Here is an 18,629-nt window from a genome sequence, read left to right on the forward strand (position 1 = left end):
GTGGAATGCCGCATGGCGGCTCTCCGCACTTCTCGCCATCCTCGAGCGTGAGGCGATCGGGCTTGGCTGCACCTTCGAGAAGAGCCTCGGCCCGATGCCGGATCGGCACGGTGCAAAGTCGGCGATCGTCAGCCTCGATGGTCTCGAGGCGGAACGGATCGCCGGCGGCTATTGCGGCACGATCAGGTTCACCTTCAAGAGCCCGGTGCGTCCCGGTCACAAACGGCAGAACTGGTACGTCGCGGTTCAGCGTATCGAGGCGGGGCCGGAAGGCGGCGCGGTGACGATCGATTCCGACCGACCTGCGTTTCGAGACGCTGAGAGCCGGCGGACGGGGCGGGCAGCATCAGAATACGATCGGACAGCGCCGTGCGTGTTCTGCACCGGCCGACCGGTCTGGTGGTGACGGCGCGCGACGAGCGCTCGCAGCATCGCAACAAGGCCCTGGCGCTTCGGCGTCTTGAAGCGATGTTGCGTCAAGTCGAGGCTGAAAAGCAGGAGGCGGCCAAATTCGGACGCTTCATCGCCAACCGCACCATCGAGGGAGGCAACGAGGTCAAGGCTTTCAAGCTGTGATCCGGCATATCGGTCCGACCGCAACAAGAAACGGCGCCCTTCGATGAAGGGGCGCCGCTCCTTTCAGTTACGGTCTCTGAAAATAGTGATCCCGTTCGATGCCGTCATAGCGGCCGGATTGCAGGCAGCAGTTCTTGAAACCGCCTCCTGGAACCGCAGGGGCAGGGATCGGCGCGGCCGAGTTTTTCGATCAGTTCCACGTCGCCATGAACGATCTGCGAACCGGTCTTGACTCGGGCTTCGGACGGGAAGGATTTACGCCGTTTCGACGTGACCTCAAAAGCTGAAGTCGGTGAGGTTTGCGAGCCATGGCTGCCTCCTCTTCGTTGACACGCTGCGGCGTGCAGCATGCTCGTCATAAGTCTATGGCTGGTTCAGCGCAATGTTGCGGATCGAACTTTGCCGCAGCGTTTGCAAAGCCGTCACTCGGCCGTCCCGGCGGGGCGCTGACAGGACTGTCTCGCAGCCGCACCCGGACACTATGCGAAAGCCTTCTCCGCAGCGGAGCGGTTTCGAGGAACCCCGCCCTTCCAGAACCGTTAGAGGTTTCCAGTAGGGACTGTTCACAATGTCTGGCGCAATCAGCGCGCTTTCATCGACGTCTTTGGACGTGAAGTACCCTCATTCACGACCGGCGCGCCGATTGCTTCATCCGCAGTCTCCGGGTCGGATCGCTTGAAGGGCAGGCCCGGGATCGGCTGATATGGATCTCGGCAAATGCTGCTGGTCGCTACCGCCGGCACTCGAGGAGGGAAGCCTTCCAAAGGAGGTATCATGTTCAAGAAGTACGCCTATGCCTGGATCACCGTCGCCTTCTTTCTATTTTCGCTCGCCGGCCATTGGATGTTCGGTTGGTTCGCCTTTGTGGGCGAGCAGCAGAGCCACGGGCAAGCGCCTGATATCAATGCCTATCTCATGGAAATGAGCAGAGACACCTTTGAAAACTGGCAGTCCGAATTCCTGCAATTGCTCTGGCAGGTCGTTGGTCTTGCCTATCTTCTTTATATCGGCTCGCCCTCTTCAAAGGAAAACGATGACCGCACGGAAGCAAAACTCGATGCTCTCATCCGGCTAAATGCCGGAGAGAAGGGTGAAGCGATCATCGCCGAGATCGATAAGCACTTCATGAGGACCGGAGGACATGCGGGACCATACGAGCATGAGTTGGAGATGCGCAGGGGGCCTCACAGGACCGGCGGCGCCACTTGAGCCAGTCCCGGCCACGTGACTGCGCACTTTGCTTTGCGCGATAGCTCTAGCGATCAGAAGCACGCCGCGGGCGATATTCGCCGCGGCGGTTCCATTCGTCACTCCGCCGCCTGGCGGGCCATCGGGTTGTTTGGATGTGTCGTCCAGTTGGCATAGTTCGGATCGACGACACGGCCGGTGCGCTTGTCGAGGGTGCCGGCAGGCAGTGGTTCCATGGTGATGCAGTTCTCGACCGGGCAGACGTTGACACATAGATTGCAGCCGACGCATTCCTCTTCGATCACCTCGAAATGGCGCAGCCCATTGACGACGTTGGTGATCGCCTGGTGCGAGGTGTCCTCGCAGGCGATGTGGCAGCGGCCGCATTTGATGCAGGCATCCTGGTCGATCTTCGCCTTGGCGACGTAGTTGAGGTTCAGATATTGCCAGTCGGTGACATTGGGCACGGCGCGGCCGGTGATGTCGTCGAGCGTGCGATGGCCCTTTTCGTCCATCCAGTCGGAGAGGCCCGAAATCATCTCGTCTACGATCTTGAAGCCGTAGGTCATCGCCGCGGTGCAGACCTGGACATTGCCAGCGCCGAGAACGAGGAATTCGGCCGCGTCCCGCCAGGTGGTGATGCCGCCGATACCCGAGATCGGCAGGCCGTAGGTTTCGGGATCACGGGCGATTTCGGCCACCATGTTGAGGGCGATCGGCTTGACCGCCGGGCCGCAATAACCGCCATGGCTGCCCTTACCGCCGACCGTCGGGTTGGGGGCAAAATTGTCGAGGTCGACGGAGACGATCGAATTGATCGTGTTGATCAGCGAGACGGCATCGGTGCCGCCGGCCTTGGCGGCGCGGGCGGGACGGCGAATATCGGTGATGTTGGGCGTCAGCTTGGTGATGACGGGCATGCGGGTGTACTGCTTGCACCAGCGCACGACCATTTCGATATATTCCGGGACCTGGCCGACGGCCGATCCCATGCCGCGTTCCGACATGCCGTGCGGACAGCCGAAATTGAGTTCGATGCCGTCGGCGCCGGTCTCTTCGACCAGCGGCAGGATCGACTTCCAGGCCTGCTCCTCGCAGGGCACCATGATCGAGGCGATCAGCGCCCGGTCCGGCCAGTTCATCTTGACCTGCTTCATTTCACGCAGGTTGGTATAGAGGTCGCGGTCGGTGATGAGCTCGATATTGTTGAGTCCGAGCAGCCGGCGGTCGGCGCCCCAGATCGCGCCGTAGCGCGGGCCGTTGACGTTGACGACGGGCGGGCCTTCCTCGCCCAGCGTCTTCCAGACCACTCCGCCCCAGCCGGCCTTGAAGGCGCGCTCGACGTTGTAGGCCTTGTCGGTCGGCGGCGCTGACGCCAGCCAGAACGGGTTGGGGGATTTGATGCCGACGAAATTATTACGGAGATCAGCCATTGTTCATTCTCCCCTTCAAGCAACCGCGACAGCCGGCGCGGCTGCTGCGGAGAGGGCGCGATGGATGGATTCAGCCGCGTCGCGGCCGTGCGCGACGGCGGAAACTGTAAGATCCTCGCCGCCGAAGACGCAGTCGCCGCCGGCCCACACGCCGTCGAGGGAGGTGCGGCCCTCGACGTCGACCGCGATGCGACCGGATTCCATGCGAAGCGAACCGAGGCCGGAGGCGTCAAAGGTCTGGCCGATCGCCTTGAAGATCTGGTCGGCGGCAATCACCCCGGTTTCGCCGGTGCCGACGAGGCGGCCTTCGACGAGCTTGGTATATTCCACTTCGATGGCGGCGACCTCGCCGTCCTGAGCCAGGATCGACTTCGGCGCCAGCCAATGGCGGATGATGACACCTTTGGAGCTTGCCAGATCCTGCTCGTATTCCGAGGCGTTCATATGCTCCTTGCCGCGGCGGTAACAGATCGTCACCTCTTCGGCACCGAGCAGCTTTGCCTGCACGGCAGCGTCGATCGCCGTCATGCCGCCGCCGAGAACGACGACGCGGCGGCCGATAGGGATATCGCTCTTGTCGTCAGCCTGGCGCAGTGCGGCGATGAAATCGACGGCATCGTCGACACCGGCAAGGTTTTCGCCCTCGATGCGCAACGCGTTGACACCGGCAAGGCCGATGCCTAGGAAGACGGCATCATATTGCGCCTGCAGATCGGCAAGCGAAAAATCGCGACCGAGAAGGGCGCCGTGGCGCGCCTCGATACCGCCGATCGAGATGATGTAATCGACTTCCTGCTGGGCGAAGTCGTCGACCGTCTTATAGGAGGCGATGCCGTATTCGTTGAGGCCGCCGGATTTTTCCCTGGCATCGTAGATGGTGACGGAGTGGCCTTTGACCGCTAGGCGATGCGCAGCGGCCAGTCCTGCCGGGCCGGCGCCGACGACGGCGATCTTCTTTCCCGATGCTTCGGCCCTGACATAGAACTGCTTGCCGGCCTGCATGGCGGCATCGGTTGCGTAACGCTGCAGGCGGCCGATCTCGACAGGCCGTTCTTCCGCTGTGTTGCGCACACAGGCCTGTTCGCAGAGCTCTTCGGTGGGACAGACGCGGGCGCACATGCCGCCGAGAATATTCTGATCGAAGATCGTCTTCGCCGAGCCGAGCGGATTGCCGGTCGAAATCTGCCGGATGAAGAGCGGAATGTCGATCGAGGTGGGACAGGCCGTCATGCACGGCGCGTCATAACAGAAATAGCAGCGGTCGGCGGCGACCAGCGCCTCGTGATTGTCGAGGCGGGGATGCAGATCGGAAAAATTAGCCTCATACTCGGCGGGCGATAGCCGGCCGGCATGAATCCCAGTTTCCAGTCGTTCCATTGAAGTTCCCTCATTATTGGTAAACGGCCTGTGAGGGAAAGCGTAACTCAGGTTTAAAAATTTATCAAACGGTAAAATTTTGACCGTCGTGACCGCGCAAGCCCCTGTTTTCGCGCGAGAAATTTCCCCGCCTTAGGCCTGCGAAATATTTCTGCGTTCGGCTCGGTAAGGGCGTCCGAAAAAAATTCAAAAAAGTGGAATTTATTTACGATCACAGGGAACCAAATTTGGACGTCGTCGTTATTGCGATATCCGGATGGTGATCGCATCGACCCAACATGCGCGCCCCCAACCCACCATCCGGACGTACTCACGGTCCCCTCCCGGTGAGTGAAGACAGCCGGTGCGCCGCCCTCGCACCGGCTGTTTTTCTGTTTTCGCTCGTCTTATTCCCACGTCAGATGCGCTTGAAGATCTCGAATTCGGTCTCCGGAATGGTCAGCCGATATTCGATGCGGCCGGGCACAAGCTTCAGTTCCGCCTTGCCGTTGACCGACGAGGGCACGACGCGCTCCAGCACGGTGCGACCGAAGCTGTTGTCACTGAATTCGTGGACTTCCGACTGATCCTGCAGCACTTCCGTCCAGGCGATCTCGATCGCCCTTCTGCCGCCGATCGCAGCTTCCCGGCAGTTGAGCGTGATGGAGGCAGCGCCGCCGGCAATGGCGCCATAGGAGGCGGAGTTGACGATGAGTTCGTGGAGGGCAAGTCCAAGATGCACCGCGGCATTCGGCGTCAGATGCGCGTTGATCCCGTAGATCGGCATGGAGCCTGATGTTTCCGGCCAGTAGGGGGCGAATTGTTTTTCGGCGAGTTCGAAGAGATAGGCGCCGCGCCAGCTCGAATCCGTGATCAGGTCCTGGGAATTGGAAAGCGATTGCAGCCGCCCGCGGAACTTCAGAAGGAAACTGTCGAGAGAGAGCGTGTTGCGCGCCGTCTGCGTGGCGATGCCCTGGATGATGGCGAGAAGGTTCTTCGAGCGGTGCGAGAGTTCGCGCAGCAGCGATTTCAGTACTTTCTCACGATGCCGGCTTTCGGTGACCTCCGTCATGACGGACAGAAGCCCGTGCATGCCGCGTGCACCGGTGCGCTGGATTTTCAGTTCATAGGTGCGCATTTCGCCGTCGACGTCGATCTCGACCTCGGCATTGTTGGGGATTCCGGTCTCCAGCACCTTGTGTTTCAGCGCTGTCAGATACTGCCCGTGAATATCACCGAAGAGGCCGGCATCGGTGCCGCCGGGCATGAAGCGCGCAGCGAAATACGGCGGCAGATTTTCGGCGTAGAAAATCGACAGCCGGGCGTCCTGGCACAGTATTGAAATACCGGCGCTGCCGAGCGCCCGTTCCATCATTGCGGCTTTGCCTTCGAAGGTGAAAGGCGTGCCCGACAATGGTTCAGTCGTATTCACTCGGCCGCCTTTCCTTGTGACGTCTTGAACGTCGCTGAAGGGGGACGCCCCTCCAGAAACCGCCTGCCAACTCTAGAACAAAGCGCTGCAAAAACCGTTAAGGCCTTCGACGCGTCCCGGCAGCACCGGAACGCCTGTTTCAACGGTTTGGTTCCGAAGGCCGGAAAATTGCGTCTCAGGCGGCTACCTTGGTCGATTCATTGAAGAAAAGCGCCTGGCTGATCAGTGCCTTGACCATGTCGGGGTTGAAAGGTTTGGTGACGAGGAAAGTGGGTTCGGGGCGCTCGCCGGTCAGAAGCCGTTCCGGGAAGGCGGTGATGAAGATCACCGGCACGCTCGAGGTCTTGAGAATGTCGTTGACGGCATCGATGCCGGAACTGCCGTCGGCAAGCTGGATGTCGGCGAGCACCATGCTCGGCTTCGTCTTGTTGTAGAGCGCGACGGCTTCGGCATGGGTGCGGGCGATGCCCGTGACGCGGTGTCCGAGGCTTTCGACCATCTGTTCGATATCCATGGCGATCAACGGCTCGTCCTCGATGATCATGATATCGGTTGCCACCTGGCGGGAAATCTCCTGTGAAGCCTTGTCGAGCAGCTGCATCACATCCTGTTCGTCGAGCTCGAGAATTTCTGCGATTTCAGCGACGCGGAAATTCTCCACGGAAGCAAGCAAAAAGGCCTGACGGGCGCCTGGCGAAACTTTGGACAGATTGAGGGTGGCGCGCTGTTCCCACGCATATGGCGAGGTCGGCTCTGGAATCTGGACTGCAGTGGAACCAAACAGTTGCGTAAACAGTTTGTAGAGGGCGACCCGGTCATTCGCCGTATCCGGGAAGATCGAGAGATCGGCGATGATGGCTTCAAGAACGGCGGCGACATAGGCGTCGCCCGAAGTCTGCGTGCCGGTCAGTGCGCGGGAATAGCGACGCAGATAAGGCAGGTGCGGCGCAATTCGAGTAGAAAGTGTCATATATGGCTCCTGTATACAGGCCGGCATTGGCTTCAATGACCGATTAACGTCATCTTGATAAAAAAGTTCCGGAGGCAGGAACTTTTTTTGCCGCGCCGCATTATTCCAGCCGACATAGAAAGGGCGTAGCATTTTGACCCACGCAGCGGCAAACTTCGGCGACATCGATACTCGAAAGCCTCGGTCTCGCGGGTTAAAGTCGTGATGATGCCGTGCGCGCCTCTAGAACAGACAACCGGCGAGAAGACGAATTGATGACCTCACGCAAGAAAGAAGCAGCCGATCAGCGAAAGCTGGAGCTGCGGGCAAGCGATATCCTGGACCCGAACAATCAGATCGGCGTCAAATTGCGGTCGCTTTATGCGGCCGCACAGGATGAAGCGATCCCGGATCGTTTTCTCGATCTTCTCGAAAAGCTCGACCATGCCGAGATGATGGCTTCCGCCAAGATGGCCGAATAGGATCGTCGCATGGAAGATAAAATGCAACCCAGCTTCAAGCGGGAACTGCTGGCGGCCCTGCCCAGTCTTCGCGCCTTCGCAATCTCGCTCATCGGCCGCCACGACCGTGCCGACGATCTCGTCCAGGATACGATCATGAAAGCCTGGGCCAAGCAGGATCATTTCGAGATGGGCACCAACATGAAGGCCTGGCTCTTCACGATCCTGCGCAACGAACTCTACAGCCAGATGCGGAAAAGCGGCCGCGAAGTGCAGGACAGCGACGGCCTGTTCACCGAATCGATGGCGATGCATCCCTCGCAATATGGCGCGCTCGATCTGCAGGACTTCAAGAAGGCGCTCGATCAGCTGCCGCCGGACCAGCGCGAAGCGATCATCCTCGTCGGCGCCTCGGGCTTTTCCTACGAGGAAGCCGCCGAAATCTGCGGCTGCGCCGTCGGCACCATCAAGAGCCGCGTCAACCGCGCCCGCCAACGACTGCAGGAATTGCTGCAGATCTCGGGCGAAGCCGATTTCGGCCCCGATGCAACATCGGCGCCGCTGACGTCGAAGGCGTTTGCATTCTGAGGATGCCGGCTGCTGAGACACCGGCTTTTTGCATTAAGGGGTGATCGCTACCTCTCCGCGCCCTCATTCCTGTGCCCTCAGGCTTCGCCCAAGGGATGTCACAGGAATCCAGTGCGCCCAAGTCCTTGGGCGCAAAAGACTCTTTCCGTTGAAGTACGGCTTCATTTCACGGCGCGGACGCGCCGTGGCTGGATTCCTGTGACAGGCACAGGAATGAGGGAGGGTGAGGCGGGCGTCTATGCCCATCGTCCACCGGTGTGTGGAGGAACACACGCTCTTCCTTTGACAAGCATTCGGAAATGAGGCGCCAATCCTTCCTCAATCCTCCCGCTTCGACCCCACCAGATTGGCGGCGACGATGGCCGCCAGCACGCCGGCGGTCAGTAGCGGCTGGGCGCGGACGAGGCCGAGCCCGACTGCCGCCACCGATTCCAGCGCGGCGCGGCGCTCGCGGGCGCGGCGTTTCTCCTGAGCGTTGATGACCCCCATCACCACGACCAGGATGACGGCGATCAGCAGCGCGCAAGCGGCCAGGAAGAGGGCGGCGCCGACCGGGCCGTAGATGCCGGCGAGCCAGATGGCGCCGGCGGTGACGGCCAGCGCATAGGCGGTGAGGAGGAAGAGCAGGGCAAGCGCAAGGAAGATGCTGGTGCGCTTGGCGCGCGCGACGGTCCGATGCACGCTTGCGCCCGTCAGCAGGCTGAGGATCGAGAGCATCGCGCTTCCTCAGCGCCGCGCGAGGAAGGCGATGGCCAGGCCGAAGGCGGCTGCGGCGCCGATTGTTGCCAGCGGATGTTTGCGCACGGTATCGCGCATCTCGGTCGCGCCGCGCTCGTAGCCATGCTGCAATTCGCGTAAGAGATCCTCGCTGCGGCTCAGCAGTTCCTCATAACCGGCGCTTGCCTGGCTGCGCATCTTATCGCCCTGATGGCGCGAACTCTTGCCGACCAGGCGCGTCAGTTCCGCGAGCTCATCGCGCAGCGCCTCGATCTGTTCCTCGATGCCGGATTCGAAATTGTGGAAGGTGCCGTTGCGGCGGCTGCGGCCGGAGTGAAAGATGGAATAGGTCATGGCTGTCTCCATTGGCTGGGGCGCGCGCAAGCCCGCCTGTTCTGCACCGGGGTCACCACCGTTCGTTGCATACATGAGACCGCGCGGCATTGACCCAAATCACTGCCGACAACGTGTCGGGCGCTCAAAAGTTCCGCTATGCGCGGTGGTTAGCGCTGGGAAATGGCGCTGTGGGCGAGCACGAAGGGCGTGCCGTCGGCAGGCACCTGATTGATGTGCAGCGCGCAGCCGAAGACTGAGAGCATGGTCTCATCGGTCAACACCTCATCAATGCCGCCGGCGGCGGCGAGGCGGCCGGATTTCATCAGCACCAGGCGGTCGGCAAAGAGCGCCGTCAGGTTGAGGTCGTGCATGACGGCGATGACGCCGCCGCCGCGTTCGCAGAAATCGCGGGCGAGCGACATGATGGTCAGCTGATGGCTGATGTCGAGGCTGGAGACCGGCTCGTCGAGCAGCAGCCAGCGGGATTTGCCGTCGACGACGGGCTCGGCGATCTGGCAAAGCACGCGGGCAAGCTGCACGCGCTGCTGCTCGCCGCCGGAGAGTTCCTGATAGAAACGGCCTTCGAAGCCGGAGAGGTCGACGGACGCAAGTGCTGCGGCCGCCGTGTCATCGGCCTGGTCGGGATTGAGGTTGAGGCCCGAGGTCAGGCCCATGCGGACGATCTCGCGCACGGTGAAGGGAAAGGAGATGGTGCTTGCCTGCGGCAGCACGCCGCGAATGGCGGCAAGCTGCCAGGGTTTCAGTCCTCGCACCTCGCCGCCGCCGATGCGCACCGAGCCATCATAAGCAAGCTCGCCGGAGATCGCTTTCATCGTCGTCGTCTTGCCGGAGCCGTTCGGTCCGGCAATCGCCGTCAGCTCGCCGGCCTTTGCGGTGAAGGCGACGTCGCTGATGATGGATTTGCCGGAAAGGCGTACGGAAAGGCCGGACACTTCGATCATCTGCACGTCACTCACAAGATCGCTCACAGGGCAAGGCGCGAACGCTGCTTCAGCAGGATCCACAGGAAGAAGGGGCCGCCGACCGCTGCGGTGATGATGCCGATCGGCAGTTCGGCAGGGGCGACGAGGGTGCGCGCCAGCACATCCGCGAAGATCAGCAGCGAGCCGCCGAGAAGGGCTGCGGCCGGCAGCAGAAAACGATGATCCGGGCCGATCGCCATGCGCAGGATGTGCGGCACGACGATGCCGACGAAGCCGATGCCGCCGCTGACGGCGACGGAAGCGCCGGTCGCCGCGGCGACGCCGACGATCGCGACATTCTTCAGACGCTGCACCGGCACGCCCATATGAAAGGCGGCTGCCTCGCCAAGCGTGATGGCATTGAGGCCGCGGGCCATGAAGGGCAGGGCCATGAAGGACAGCAGGATGATCGGGCCGGCGGCGGCGATCTTCGTCCATGTGGCGCCGGCAAGCGAACCCATGCTCCAGAAGGTCAGGTCGCGCAGCTGCTGGTCGTTGGCCACGTAGATCAGCAGGCCGGTCAGAGCCAGGGTGAGCGCGCCGAGCGCGATGCCGGCAAGCAGCATCGTCGCCACCGAGGTCTGACCGTGACGGGTGGCGATCCGGTAGAGCAGCAGCGTCGTGACCAGACCGCCGCCGAAGGCGGCCACTGGCAAAGCATAGATGCCGAATAGTGCCTGGAACGGTGCCGCCAGGCCGCTGCCGAGCACGATCATGGCGACCGCGCCGAGGCTTGCGCCGGAGGAAACGCCGACAAGGCCCGGATCGGCGAGCGGATTGCGGAACAGGCCCTGCATCACCGTGCCGGAGACGGCCAGCGAGGCGCCGATTAGAAAGCCGAGGATCGTGCGGGGGAGGCGGATATCGAAGATGATGATCCGGTCACGGGCGCTCAGCGCCGCCTCCGAGCCGGTCATGTTGCCGATCACGTCGAGGATCGAGGCATCCGAGGCGCCTGTTGTCACCGAAAACAACATCGCGAAGGCGGAGCCGGCGACAAGCAGCGCGATCGCCAGCAAGGCGAGCCGCGTTCTGTCGCCCGCCCGCCTGGTTTCGCCGATCTCTGCCATCGCAAAGCGTCGCTCTCGTTGCGTCATGGCTTGCGGCAGGGCCATGTCAGCCCCCGTAGATCGCCGCGTGGAGCTCGCGTGCGGCGGCGGCGGTGCGCGGGCCGAAGCCGAGCAGGTAGATGCCGTCCATCCGCACGATCGCCTTCTTCTCGCCGGCCGGCGTCAGCGCGATCGCCGGCTGGGCCAGCAGGTCCTCGTTTCTGGTGCCGGCAGCATCGCCGCGGTCCATCATCAGGATTATGTCGGGCTTGGCTTCGATGATCGCCTCGTCCGTCAGCGGCTTATAACCGGGGAATGCGCCGACGGCATTGACGGCACCGGCAAGCTGGATGATGCCGTCGGCCGCCGTGCCGGTGCCCGAGGCCATGATCCGGCCGTTCTGGGCGCTGAGGATGAAGAGAACGCGCTTGCGTTCGGCCTCCGGGCGCTTTTCTGCGTCGGCGATCGCCGCATCGAGATCGGCCGCGACCGTTCCTTCAAGCGCCTTGGCCTTGTCGGGCACGCCGAGCAGCGCGCCGACGCGATCGATCTTGGCGATGATGCCGTCGCGGGTGAACGGGCTCGGCACGGTCTCGAAGGGCACGCTGGCATTTTTCAGCACGGCCAGCGCCTCCTTCGGGCCCGAGCCCTCGACGGCGATGATCGCCGTCGGGTTCATGGCGAGGATGCCTTCGGGCGAGAGCGCGCGCATATAACCGACATTGGGCAGTTTCAGCGCCGCTTCCGGATAGGTGCTCGTCGTGTCGCGGGCGATCAGCCGGCTTTCCTCGCCGAGCGCATAGACGATCTCGGTAATATCGCCGCCGACCGAAATCAGGCGCGACGTGTCGAGCCTCCTGTCCTCGGCGTGGACGGCGCGGACAAAGGCGATGCCCTTGACCGCCGGCGCCGAAGTGATCAGCGGCAGCGCCATGACCGCCGCCGTCAGCGCCAGTTGCCAGGGACGGATTCGGCGCACATTGTTACGCATCGTCATCGTTGCGATCCTTATGCGGCGACACTTGCTGCCCGCGGCAGGTTTTCGATGATCTCGCGCCATTCGGCGCGTTCGTCAGAGCCTTCCTTGCGCTTGCCGAAGAACTGGATGATCATCTCGCCGTCAGCATTGTAAGCCTCGAGCGAAGTGACGTGGCCATCCTTGGTCGGCTTGCGCACGGCCCAGGTCTCGGCGATGTGATCCTGGCGCAGATGCAGGTGAAATGTCGGGTCCATGATATTGATCCACGGGCCCATGGTCTGCACGTTGAAGATCGGGCCGGAATGGATTTGGACGATGCCGTTATTGGCGACGAAGCACATGATCGGCAGGCCTGATTTCACCGAGGCATGCATCATCTCCGCTGTCGCGCTGTTGTCGAGCTTCCGGGCATAGTCGTCGCCGACGCTGCGGATGGCCGCCTGGCGGCCGATCTTCAGGCGCTTGAGCATGCCGAAGAACTCATGCGTGTCGGTGAGCTTGCTCCAGTTGTCGCGCAGCTCGTCGCGATTGACATCTGCGGCCTCATCGGCGGCATTGAAGATCTCCGCCTCGACGAATTCCTGCGACTGGTCTTCGAGCTTCAGCTCGGCGACGATCGCGTGATAGGCCTCGACATTCGAATTCGGTCGCAGATGCACCTTGTGCACGGCGTTGCCCGCCTTGTCGAAATATTGCAGGCTGAGACGCTCCTGGTCGCCATCCTTTTTGGATACGGCGAAGCCATGCTCCCAGCGGCTCGGGAAGATGCGCAGGTCGATGTTGTCGCCGAGCACGATCGCGCTCTGCATGCCCATCTTGATGTTTTCGAAGACGCCGATCTTCTCGTGCACGGCGCTTTCGTTGCGCGACAGCGCCATCACTTCGCCGAGGCCGGTGACGCGTTCCAGAAGCTTCAGCGCGCTGCCATCGATGCGGGTCACGCTGATGCCGGTTTCGGCGGCGACGAGGGCTGCCTCGGAAATCTTCAGCCGGGCGGCGATATCGCGCTCGCGCATCTTGGGATTTTCGGCGCGAAACGCACGGATTTCGGCCGGCGCCGGTCTTTTCTGTTCAGTCATGTCTTACCTACTTATTGGCCTTTATTTATTAAGAATGAGCTTGCCCTGGCGGGTGATCTTCAGGCGGTAGACCAGCCCGTCGTGTTTGATCACGATCTCGTTCGTGCCGCGGAAAAGATCCGCGCTTTCGACGATCCGCTGTTGCGCCGCCGGCTCGCTGGGCAGCGGCGCATGCTTAAAGCTATCTGGCTTTTCAACCATCATGTCGGTTGGCAATTCCGTGAAGCCGGGGATCGGTGGTCCCCGGTGTGGTGACAATTAACTTGACTTTCTTACTCATAGTTTTTTAAAGACGCAATAGGCGACTAACGTAGTCAAGTTTTTGAGATTGCTGATTTGCTGCCGCCTGCTGGCGGCCTGCGACAATGGCGGAGAAGATCATGACGGGTAGGTTTGCGGCCGTTGCGGCCGGCTGGGTGATGACGGTTGCGAGCGTATGCCAGGCACAGGAGACGGCGCCGGCAGCCTCTCTCAATGTCGAGCTCAACGCGCTGGCCCCCTCGCAGAAGGGCTGCATGATGACCTTCGTCGCGCTCAACCAACTGCCCGCCGCCATCAACAAGGTGTCCTTCGAACTTGCCTTCTTCAACGACAAGAATGCCGTCGACCGCATCACCGTGCTCGATTTCCGCGATCTGCCGCAGGGCAAGAAGCGCGTGCGTCAGTTCGACATGCCGAATGTCAAATGCGAGAGCGTGACCCGCATCCTCATCAACGACACGCCGGTCTGCGACGGGCCGGCTGCCGGCGAATGCATGAAGGGCCTCGTCGCCCGCTCGCAGATTTCCGTTCCCTTCGAGGGATAAGAAGACGCCGGGGATGATCTCCGGCGGGCATGTTTCAGGCTGTCCGAGGCATAGACAATGGCGATTTCAGCGAAAACCAGATCGAGACAGGTGCTCATCGGGGAGGCGGACGCCGGCGGCAGCCTGAATGATAATACGCCCGGAATGCACCCCGGCCACGAGCTTCCCGAATTGCGCAACGCGCAGCGGCAGCCGGCCGGCGAAACGGTGATCCATTACACGCGTTTCGCGCAGATTTCATCCTTCCCGGATCATCCGGAAGCCGCGCCGGCAACTCCCGCTCCTGCACCACCGATGGACGCGGCGGTGGAAAAACAAGAAGCAGAGAAGACACCGGTGCGGCGGCGGGTGACGCTGAGTTGCTTTTGTTCGCTGATTTTCCATGCGACGTTGGCCGCAATGCTGATTGTCGCCTTCCCCCACATCTCGGAAGAAGCAATCGAGGAAGCCGGCGAAGCTGTCAGCGTCGTGATGTATGGTAATTCCGACGTCGACCAGACCGCTGCAGGCGAGACCGATGTGACCGTACAGGAAGAAATCATTCCAGAGGCGGTCGAACCTGAGACGATTCAGCCAACCGAAGTTTCGCCTGTAGAAACTCAGGATCCGATCCAGCAAGCCCCCGCTCCAGAGGTAACGCGCGTCTCTCCGGAGACTGCGGCGGCGGTGGAACCGGAGATCCTCGTTTCCGAAGTTCCGGCGGAAACTGCCGTCGCACAACAGATGTCGACGATCGTTCCCGAGGAGCAGAAGCCTGCTGACGAGATACCCCCGGAATTCCAACCATCCGAGACCCCTCCTGTCGCCGCAGTCGAGCCAGAAGAGGTCAAGCCCTTCGAAACGGCCGAGGTGCAGCCGGAACCAGATGTGCCGGAAGAGGTCGTGACGCCGAAGCCGAAACCGAAAGCGGTGACTGAGGAAAAGCCGAAACCGATCGAGAAAAAGCGCCCACTGAAGAAGGCTGCCGGGTCGAAGGGCGAAGCGCAGCAGGATTCTATGCGTGGCGTTGCTGAAGGTAATCCGTCGGCCCAGTCAGACCGCAATTCGCAAGCCGCCAGCAATAATAACGGGGTAGGCACAGCCGCCCGCGCCAACTATGGCGGAAAGGTTCGTTCACGCATCCGGCGCGCCCTTCGCGAGCCGAAGAATGTTAGTGGGACGGCCGGAGTGACGCTGACCATCGCTGGAAGCGGTAATCTTGTCTCTGCTGTCATCTCCAGAAGCTCGGGCGTTCCGGAGATCGATCGGGCGGCTGCTGAGGCTGTGCGGCGCGCATCTCCCTTCAGTCCGCCTCCAGGCGGAATCTCAATGAGCTTCACGCAGGTCTTCGAGATCGGGAGGGAATAAATATGATAAAAACAATCAACTTTATACTTTACTCTAAAATCAAGTTTAATAAGGTCCGTTCGCACACGCAGGAATCGTGTGACGATCAACGAGCGAACGGGTGGTAAATGGCTCGCAAGGGCAAGAAGGGTTCGAACCGGGAGGGCCGCGACAGCGCGGGCGAGGACGCAAGTCAGGCATCCCCCGGACGGTCCAAACTGGATGGCCGCAGTTTCCTCTATGTCGGCGGGCGCGACTGCCAGGTGGCGCATCTGCGCCAGATCGCCAGCAATTTCGGCGCCGAGCTCATTCATCACGATGGCGGCCTGCGCGAAGCGGTTTCCCGCATCGACACGCTGCTTCCCTCCGTCGACTGCGTGTTCTGCCCCATCGACTGTATCAGCCACGATGCCTGCCTGCGCGTAAAGACCGGCTGCAAGAAGTTCAGCAAGGCCTTCATCCCGCTTCGAAACGGCAGCAAGTCCAGCCTGGAACGTGCGCTGCAGACGATGAACGAACGAGACAATTCCCGATGAACGACCAGCGCCCCGACGGCTTCACCATGATCGGTCTGCACAAGCTCGCCGCACAAAGCGGCGACGGCCTCGTGCCCGAACTCTACGAACTGTTCCAGCAGCACACCGCACGCCAGCAGATCTATCAGAATGTGACGTTGTTCCCCACCTGGGAGGCGCGTATGCCTGGGGAGGCGGCCACGAGACCGCTCGGCGCGGCGGCGGCAAACGGCAATAATATTCTCGCCTTTCCCTTGCCTGCTGCGAAGGCGGCCAAGAAGGCGTAAGGAGATTTCATGTATATTGCAATGAACCGCTTCAAGGTCGTAACCGGGACCGAGGGCGATTTCGAAACGGTCTGGCGCAATCGCGATTCCAGCCTGGCCGAAGTGCCCGGTTTCGTCGAATTCCGCCTGCTGCGCGGCAAGGCCAACGAAGAGGAAGGCTATACGCTCTATTCCTCGCACACGGTCTGGAAGAGCGAAGCGGATTTTCAGAACTGGACGAAGTCCGAGAATTTTCGCGCCGCGCACCGAGATGCCGGCGACCGCAAGGCGATGTACAAGGGGCCGCCGGTGTTTGAGGGCTTCAATGTGGTCGATGGTATATGAACCAGGGGCCTGATCGAATCGAGGTCCTCCCCGTTGCCGTCGCTCGATATCGATGCGACGCTCGCCTTTTATCGAGACAAGCTCGGCTTTGCGAATGTCGTCTATCAGGCGGGGGATTATCTCATCCTGCGGCGTGACGACATGGAGCTGCATTTCTGGCGCACCGAAGATGCCGTGCTCTGCGAGAAGACCTCCGTCTATCTCCGAGGCGGCGGTATCGGCGCCCTTCATTCGGAATATCGCGAAAAGGGTGTCGAACGTCTGAGCGAGATGAAAGTGCGGCCGTGGAACATGGAAGAATTCTATATCCATGATCCACACGGCAACCTCTTGCGCTTCGGCCGCGTGCCGCAGCAGCGCGGCTAAGCTTTGACGCGGAAGCCGGCGCCTGCCGCAACGGCCAGCCAGCCGAGCATCATCGCCCATCCGCCGGTCGGCGCGGCATAGGGGAAGAGGTCGGCGCCGGTAAAGCGCAGCGTCACCAGGTCGCCCGCAAAGAGCAACGTTCCGACAATCATGAGGAAACCGGCCAGCCCCGCGGTTTTGAGCCTTGCCGTGCCGAGGGCCAATGCCAGCAGGGCAGGAGCATGCGCGAGACACATGGCGGATGCCGAAGCCGCAAGGCGGGCTTGGTCGCCGCCATGGGCGGCAAGGGCGGCAAGCGCGACGCCGGCCACGCCGAACAGGCCGGCAAAGAGATAGAGCACCGGCTCTAGACGCGCATTCAGGCTCATGGCTGTTCCTCGGTGTCAGTGGCCTTGTTCTGCATATGGTAGGCAAGGCGTTCGACCGGCGCCCAGATCAGGTCGCGCAGCGGGTGGCTGGCGATCGTCTCATCGAGCGCGCGGCGGAAGCAGAGCAGCCATTCGTCGCGCTCGACCGGGCCGATCTCGGCGACGAAATGGCGGCTGCGCAGGCGCGGATGGCCGCGCTTGTCTGTGTAAAGCGGCGGGCCGCCGAGATAGCCGGTCATGTATTCGTAGAATTTCTCTTCGCTGCCTTGGAGGTTCGGCGGATGCACGGCGCGCACGTTTCTTGCCTCCTCCAGCGTGTCCATCAGCGTGTAGAAGCGATGCGTCAGCGCCCGCACGGCCGGATCGCCGCCGATCGCCTCATAGAGAGTGATGACTTTTTCCGTCACGAAACCATTCCCGATATCATTGCCATCCGCCCGACCTTCATGCACCGGGCGGAAAATGATCGCAACTGTCATCAAGCTGCCGCGGCATTTCGCGCATAATGCCGGCGCGGCAGGGGTTCATCGATTCTTCTTGACAAAACCGTCCGGACGGTATCTTTATCTCGCATGTCGAACGCTCATCACCGCAAGAAACAACCGGCTCTCGTGCGCCAGCAATTGCTGGATGTCGCCGCGCGTCTTGCCGCGAGCGAAGGCATGGTCGCGGTCACACTCGATGCGGTTTCGGCTGCCTCCAGCGTCAGCAAGGGCGGGCTGCTGCATCACTTCCCGACGAAGAATGCGTTGCTCGACGCCCTGTTCGAGAGCCTGCTTGAAACGTTCGACGCCGACATCGAGGAGCTGATGCGGAGTGATCCGCTGCCGCAGGGGCGTTTCACCCGCGCCTATGTCATGGCGGTATCCGGCCTCAAGGACCGTCCCGACGATTCCAGGAACTGGACGCAGGTGACGATCGCGCTGCTTGCCGAACCGAGGCTGCGTCTGCGCTGGCGCCAGTGGGTGCAGGCGCGGGCAGAAGAGTATGTCGGCACGGACTCCTCGCTCGACGCCCAGATCGCGCGGTTTGCCGCCGACGGGCTTTGGTTCGCAGACACGCTGGAAAGCCACGACATCGACGATGCCCTGAGGCGGGATCTTATCGGCCGCCTCGTGGAACTGACCGGCTAGTAATCCGAAAGGGAATTCGTCATGAGCCAGGCCGCCGTTTACGGGCTGCTTTTTGCCGCCATCGTGCTCGAAGTCATCGGCACGACTGCGCTGCAATTGTCGCAGCAGTTCACCCGCATCGGGCCAACGGCGCTCGTCGTCGCCTGTTATGCGGCAGCCTTCTATTGCCTGTCGCTTACGTTGAAGAATATCCCCGTTGGTATCGCCTATGCGATTTGGAGCGCTTTGGGAATCGTGCTGATTTCCTCGGTCGGGCTGATCTTCTTCAAGCAACGGCTCGACCTGCCGGCAATCCTCGGGCTTGGGCTGATCGTATCCGGCGTCGTCGTGGTCAACCTGTTTTCGAAATCAGTTTCGCATTGATATTGCTGGGATATT

Annotated in this window: 25 protein-coding genes and 1 pseudogene; 13 read left to right on the top strand and 13 right to left on the bottom strand. The window is 61.6% G+C overall.

The window, feature by feature from the left end; genetic code table 11:
• The first annotated feature begins 94 nt into the window (after nucleotides 1-94).
• From A7X77_RS34055 to A7X77_RS21390, 3 genes are all read left to right on the top strand, one after another.
• Entirely contained in the window at nucleotides 95-406 is a 312-nt protein-coding gene (locus tag A7X77_RS34055) for a hypothetical protein (RefSeq protein ID WP_245293775.1), read from the top strand.
• Nucleotides 370-576 carry a peptide chain release factor family protein gene (locus A7X77_RS34060; protein ID WP_245293776.1) on the top strand — a complete coding sequence of 69 codons (207 nt, stop codon included), beginning with the start codon at nucleotides 370-372 and terminating at the stop codon, nucleotides 574-576. The genes A7X77_RS34055 and A7X77_RS34060 overlap by 37 nt, the downstream gene beginning before the upstream one ends.
• A 717-nt stretch (nucleotides 577-1,293) precedes the next feature.
• Nucleotides 1,294-1,785: a DUF6766 family protein gene (locus tag A7X77_RS21390; RefSeq protein ID WP_245293777.1), complete on the top strand. Its 492-nt coding sequence runs from the start codon at nucleotides 1,294-1,296 to the stop codon at nucleotides 1,783-1,785.
• A 98-nt stretch (nucleotides 1,786-1,883) separates the two neighbouring features.
• Here A7X77_RS21390 and preA read toward each other — a convergent pair whose 3' ends face one another.
• From preA to A7X77_RS21410, 4 genes are all read right to left on the bottom strand, one after another.
• A complete protein-coding gene (gene preA, locus A7X77_RS21395) occupies nucleotides 1,884-3,197 on the bottom strand; it encodes an NAD-dependent dihydropyrimidine dehydrogenase subunit PreA (RefSeq protein WP_064684845.1) in 1,314 nt (437 codons plus the stop codon).
• Nucleotides 3,198-3,212: 15 nt separating this feature from the next.
• Nucleotides 3,213-4,574, bottom strand: a complete 1,362-nt coding sequence (locus A7X77_RS21400) for an NAD(P)-dependent oxidoreductase (RefSeq protein WP_064684846.1) — start codon at nucleotides 4,572-4,574, stop codon at nucleotides 3,213-3,215.
• A 397-nt stretch (nucleotides 4,575-4,971) separates the two neighbouring features.
• Nucleotides 4,972-5,967, bottom strand: coding sequence for a sensor histidine kinase (locus A7X77_RS21405; RefSeq protein WP_197486875.1), 996 nt, complete (start codon nucleotides 5,965-5,967; stop codon nucleotides 4,972-4,974).
• A gap of 193 nt (nucleotides 5,968-6,160) precedes the next feature.
• On the bottom strand, nucleotides 6,161-6,955 hold the full coding sequence (locus A7X77_RS21410; RefSeq protein WP_020922074.1) for a response regulator: 795 nt from the start codon (nucleotides 6,953-6,955) through the stop codon (nucleotides 6,161-6,163).
• Between the two features lie 254 nt (nucleotides 6,956-7,209).
• Here A7X77_RS21410 and A7X77_RS21415 point away from each other — a divergent pair, with 254 nt between their 5' ends.
• The gene (locus tag A7X77_RS21415) at nucleotides 7,210-7,416 is read left to right on the top strand and encodes a NepR family anti-sigma factor (protein WP_064684847.1); all 207 of its coding nucleotides are present in this window, start codon (nucleotides 7,210-7,212) and stop codon (nucleotides 7,414-7,416) included.
• A 9-nt stretch (nucleotides 7,417-7,425) separates the two neighbouring features.
• The gene (locus A7X77_RS21420; RefSeq protein ID WP_064684848.1) at nucleotides 7,426-7,983 is read left to right on the top strand and encodes an RNA polymerase sigma factor; all 558 of its coding nucleotides are present in this window, start codon (nucleotides 7,426-7,428) and stop codon (nucleotides 7,981-7,983) included.
• Nucleotides 7,984-8,301: 318 nt separating this feature from the next.
• Here the strand turns inward: A7X77_RS21420 and A7X77_RS21425 are convergent, their stop codons facing one another.
• The 7 genes from A7X77_RS21425 to hemP all read right to left on the bottom strand — a co-directional run bounded on the left by A7X77_RS21425 (nucleotide 8,302) and on the right by hemP (nucleotide 13,330).
• Nucleotides 8,302-8,700: a hypothetical protein gene (locus tag A7X77_RS21425; RefSeq protein ID WP_064684849.1), complete on the bottom strand. Its 399-nt coding sequence runs from the start codon at nucleotides 8,698-8,700 to the stop codon at nucleotides 8,302-8,304.
• A gap of 9 nt (nucleotides 8,701-8,709) precedes the next feature.
• Nucleotides 8,710-9,054, bottom strand: coding sequence for a DUF883 family protein (locus A7X77_RS21430; protein WP_064684850.1), 345 nt, complete (start codon nucleotides 9,052-9,054; stop codon nucleotides 8,710-8,712).
• A 149-nt stretch (nucleotides 9,055-9,203) separates the two neighbouring features.
• A complete protein-coding gene (locus tag A7X77_RS21435) occupies nucleotides 9,204-9,998 on the bottom strand; it encodes a heme ABC transporter ATP-binding protein (RefSeq protein WP_064684945.1) in 795 nt (264 codons plus the stop codon).
• A gap of 23 nt (nucleotides 9,999-10,021) precedes the next feature.
• Nucleotides 10,022-11,134 (bottom strand): FecCD family ABC transporter permease, encoded by a 1,113-nt coding sequence (locus A7X77_RS21440; protein WP_064684851.1) that lies wholly within the window; start codon nucleotides 11,132-11,134, stop codon nucleotides 10,022-10,024.
• Nucleotide 11,135: 1 nt separating this feature from the next.
• Entirely contained in the window at nucleotides 11,136-12,065 is a 930-nt protein-coding gene (locus tag A7X77_RS21445) for a heme/hemin ABC transporter substrate-binding protein (RefSeq protein ID WP_064684852.1), read from the bottom strand.
• Nucleotides 12,066-12,076: 11 nt separating this feature from the next.
• On the bottom strand, nucleotides 12,077-13,126 hold the full coding sequence (locus A7X77_RS21450; protein ID WP_064684853.1) for a hemin-degrading factor: 1,050 nt from the start codon (nucleotides 13,124-13,126) through the stop codon (nucleotides 12,077-12,079).
• Nucleotides 13,127-13,147: 21 nt separating this feature from the next.
• A complete protein-coding gene (gene hemP / locus A7X77_RS21455) occupies nucleotides 13,148-13,330 on the bottom strand; it encodes a hemin uptake protein HemP (RefSeq protein ID WP_064684854.1) in 183 nt (60 codons plus the stop codon).
• Nucleotides 13,331-13,506: 176 nt separating this feature from the next.
• Here hemP and A7X77_RS21460 point away from each other — a divergent pair, with 176 nt between their 5' ends.
• The 6 genes and pseudogenes from A7X77_RS21460 to A7X77_RS21485 all read left to right on the top strand — a co-directional run bounded on the left by A7X77_RS21460 (nucleotide 13,507) and on the right by A7X77_RS21485 (nucleotide 16,750).
• Nucleotides 13,507-13,932, top strand: a complete 426-nt coding sequence (locus A7X77_RS21460) for a hypothetical protein (protein WP_064684855.1) — start codon at nucleotides 13,507-13,509, stop codon at nucleotides 13,930-13,932.
• 57 nt (nucleotides 13,933-13,989) lie between these two features.
• The gene (locus tag A7X77_RS21465) at nucleotides 13,990-15,279 is read left to right on the top strand and encodes a cell envelope integrity protein TolA (RefSeq protein WP_064684856.1); all 1,290 of its coding nucleotides are present in this window, start codon (nucleotides 13,990-13,992) and stop codon (nucleotides 15,277-15,279) included.
• Nucleotides 15,280-15,386: 107 nt separating this feature from the next.
• Nucleotides 15,387-15,794, top strand: coding sequence for a DUF2325 domain-containing protein (locus A7X77_RS21470; protein WP_064684857.1), 408 nt, complete (start codon nucleotides 15,387-15,389; stop codon nucleotides 15,792-15,794).
• Complete coding sequence (locus tag A7X77_RS21475) at nucleotides 15,791-16,060, top strand: hypothetical protein (protein ID WP_064684858.1); 270 nt, start codon at nucleotides 15,791-15,793, stop codon at nucleotides 16,058-16,060. Before A7X77_RS21470 ends, A7X77_RS21475 begins: the two co-directional genes overlap by 4 nt.
• Nucleotides 16,061-16,069: 9 nt before the next feature.
• Entirely contained in the window at nucleotides 16,070-16,384 is a 315-nt protein-coding gene (locus tag A7X77_RS21480; RefSeq protein ID WP_064684859.1) for an antibiotic biosynthesis monooxygenase family protein, read from the top strand.
• Nucleotides 16,381-16,750: pseudogene (locus A7X77_RS21485) on the top strand (bleomycin resistance protein). The gene A7X77_RS21480 and the pseudogene A7X77_RS21485 overlap by 4 nt, the downstream one beginning before the upstream one ends.
• Here the strand turns inward: A7X77_RS21485 and A7X77_RS21490 are convergent.
• Together A7X77_RS21490 and A7X77_RS21495 are read right to left on the bottom strand one after the other, a co-directional pair.
• Complete coding sequence (locus tag A7X77_RS21490; protein ID WP_064684861.1) at nucleotides 16,747-17,118, bottom strand: DUF423 domain-containing protein; 372 nt, start codon at nucleotides 17,116-17,118, stop codon at nucleotides 16,747-16,749. The pseudogene A7X77_RS21485 and the gene A7X77_RS21490 sit on opposite strands and share 4 nt — an antisense overlap.
• On the bottom strand, nucleotides 17,115-17,525 hold the full coding sequence (locus A7X77_RS21495; RefSeq protein WP_064684946.1) for a group II truncated hemoglobin: 411 nt from the start codon (nucleotides 17,523-17,525) through the stop codon (nucleotides 17,115-17,117). The genes A7X77_RS21490 and A7X77_RS21495 overlap by 4 nt, the downstream gene beginning before the upstream one ends.
• Before the next feature lie 165 nt (nucleotides 17,526-17,690).
• Here A7X77_RS21495 and A7X77_RS21500 point away from each other — a divergent pair, with 165 nt between their 5' ends.
• Together A7X77_RS21500 and A7X77_RS21505 are read left to right on the top strand one after the other, a co-directional pair.
• Nucleotides 17,691-18,251, top strand: a complete 561-nt coding sequence (locus A7X77_RS21500) for a TetR/AcrR family transcriptional regulator (protein WP_064684862.1) — start codon at nucleotides 17,691-17,693, stop codon at nucleotides 18,249-18,251.
• Nucleotides 18,252-18,272: 21 nt separating this feature from the next.
• Nucleotides 18,273-18,614: an SMR family transporter gene (locus A7X77_RS21505; RefSeq protein ID WP_064684863.1), complete on the top strand. Its 342-nt coding sequence runs from the start codon at nucleotides 18,273-18,275 to the stop codon at nucleotides 18,612-18,614.
• Nucleotides 18,615-18,629: the final 15 nt, after the last annotated feature.

It is taken from the genome of Rhizobium bangladeshense, assembly GCF_001662075.1.
Taxonomy (GTDB): Bacteria; Pseudomonadota; Alphaproteobacteria; order Rhizobiales; family Rhizobiaceae; genus Rhizobium; species Rhizobium bangladeshense_B.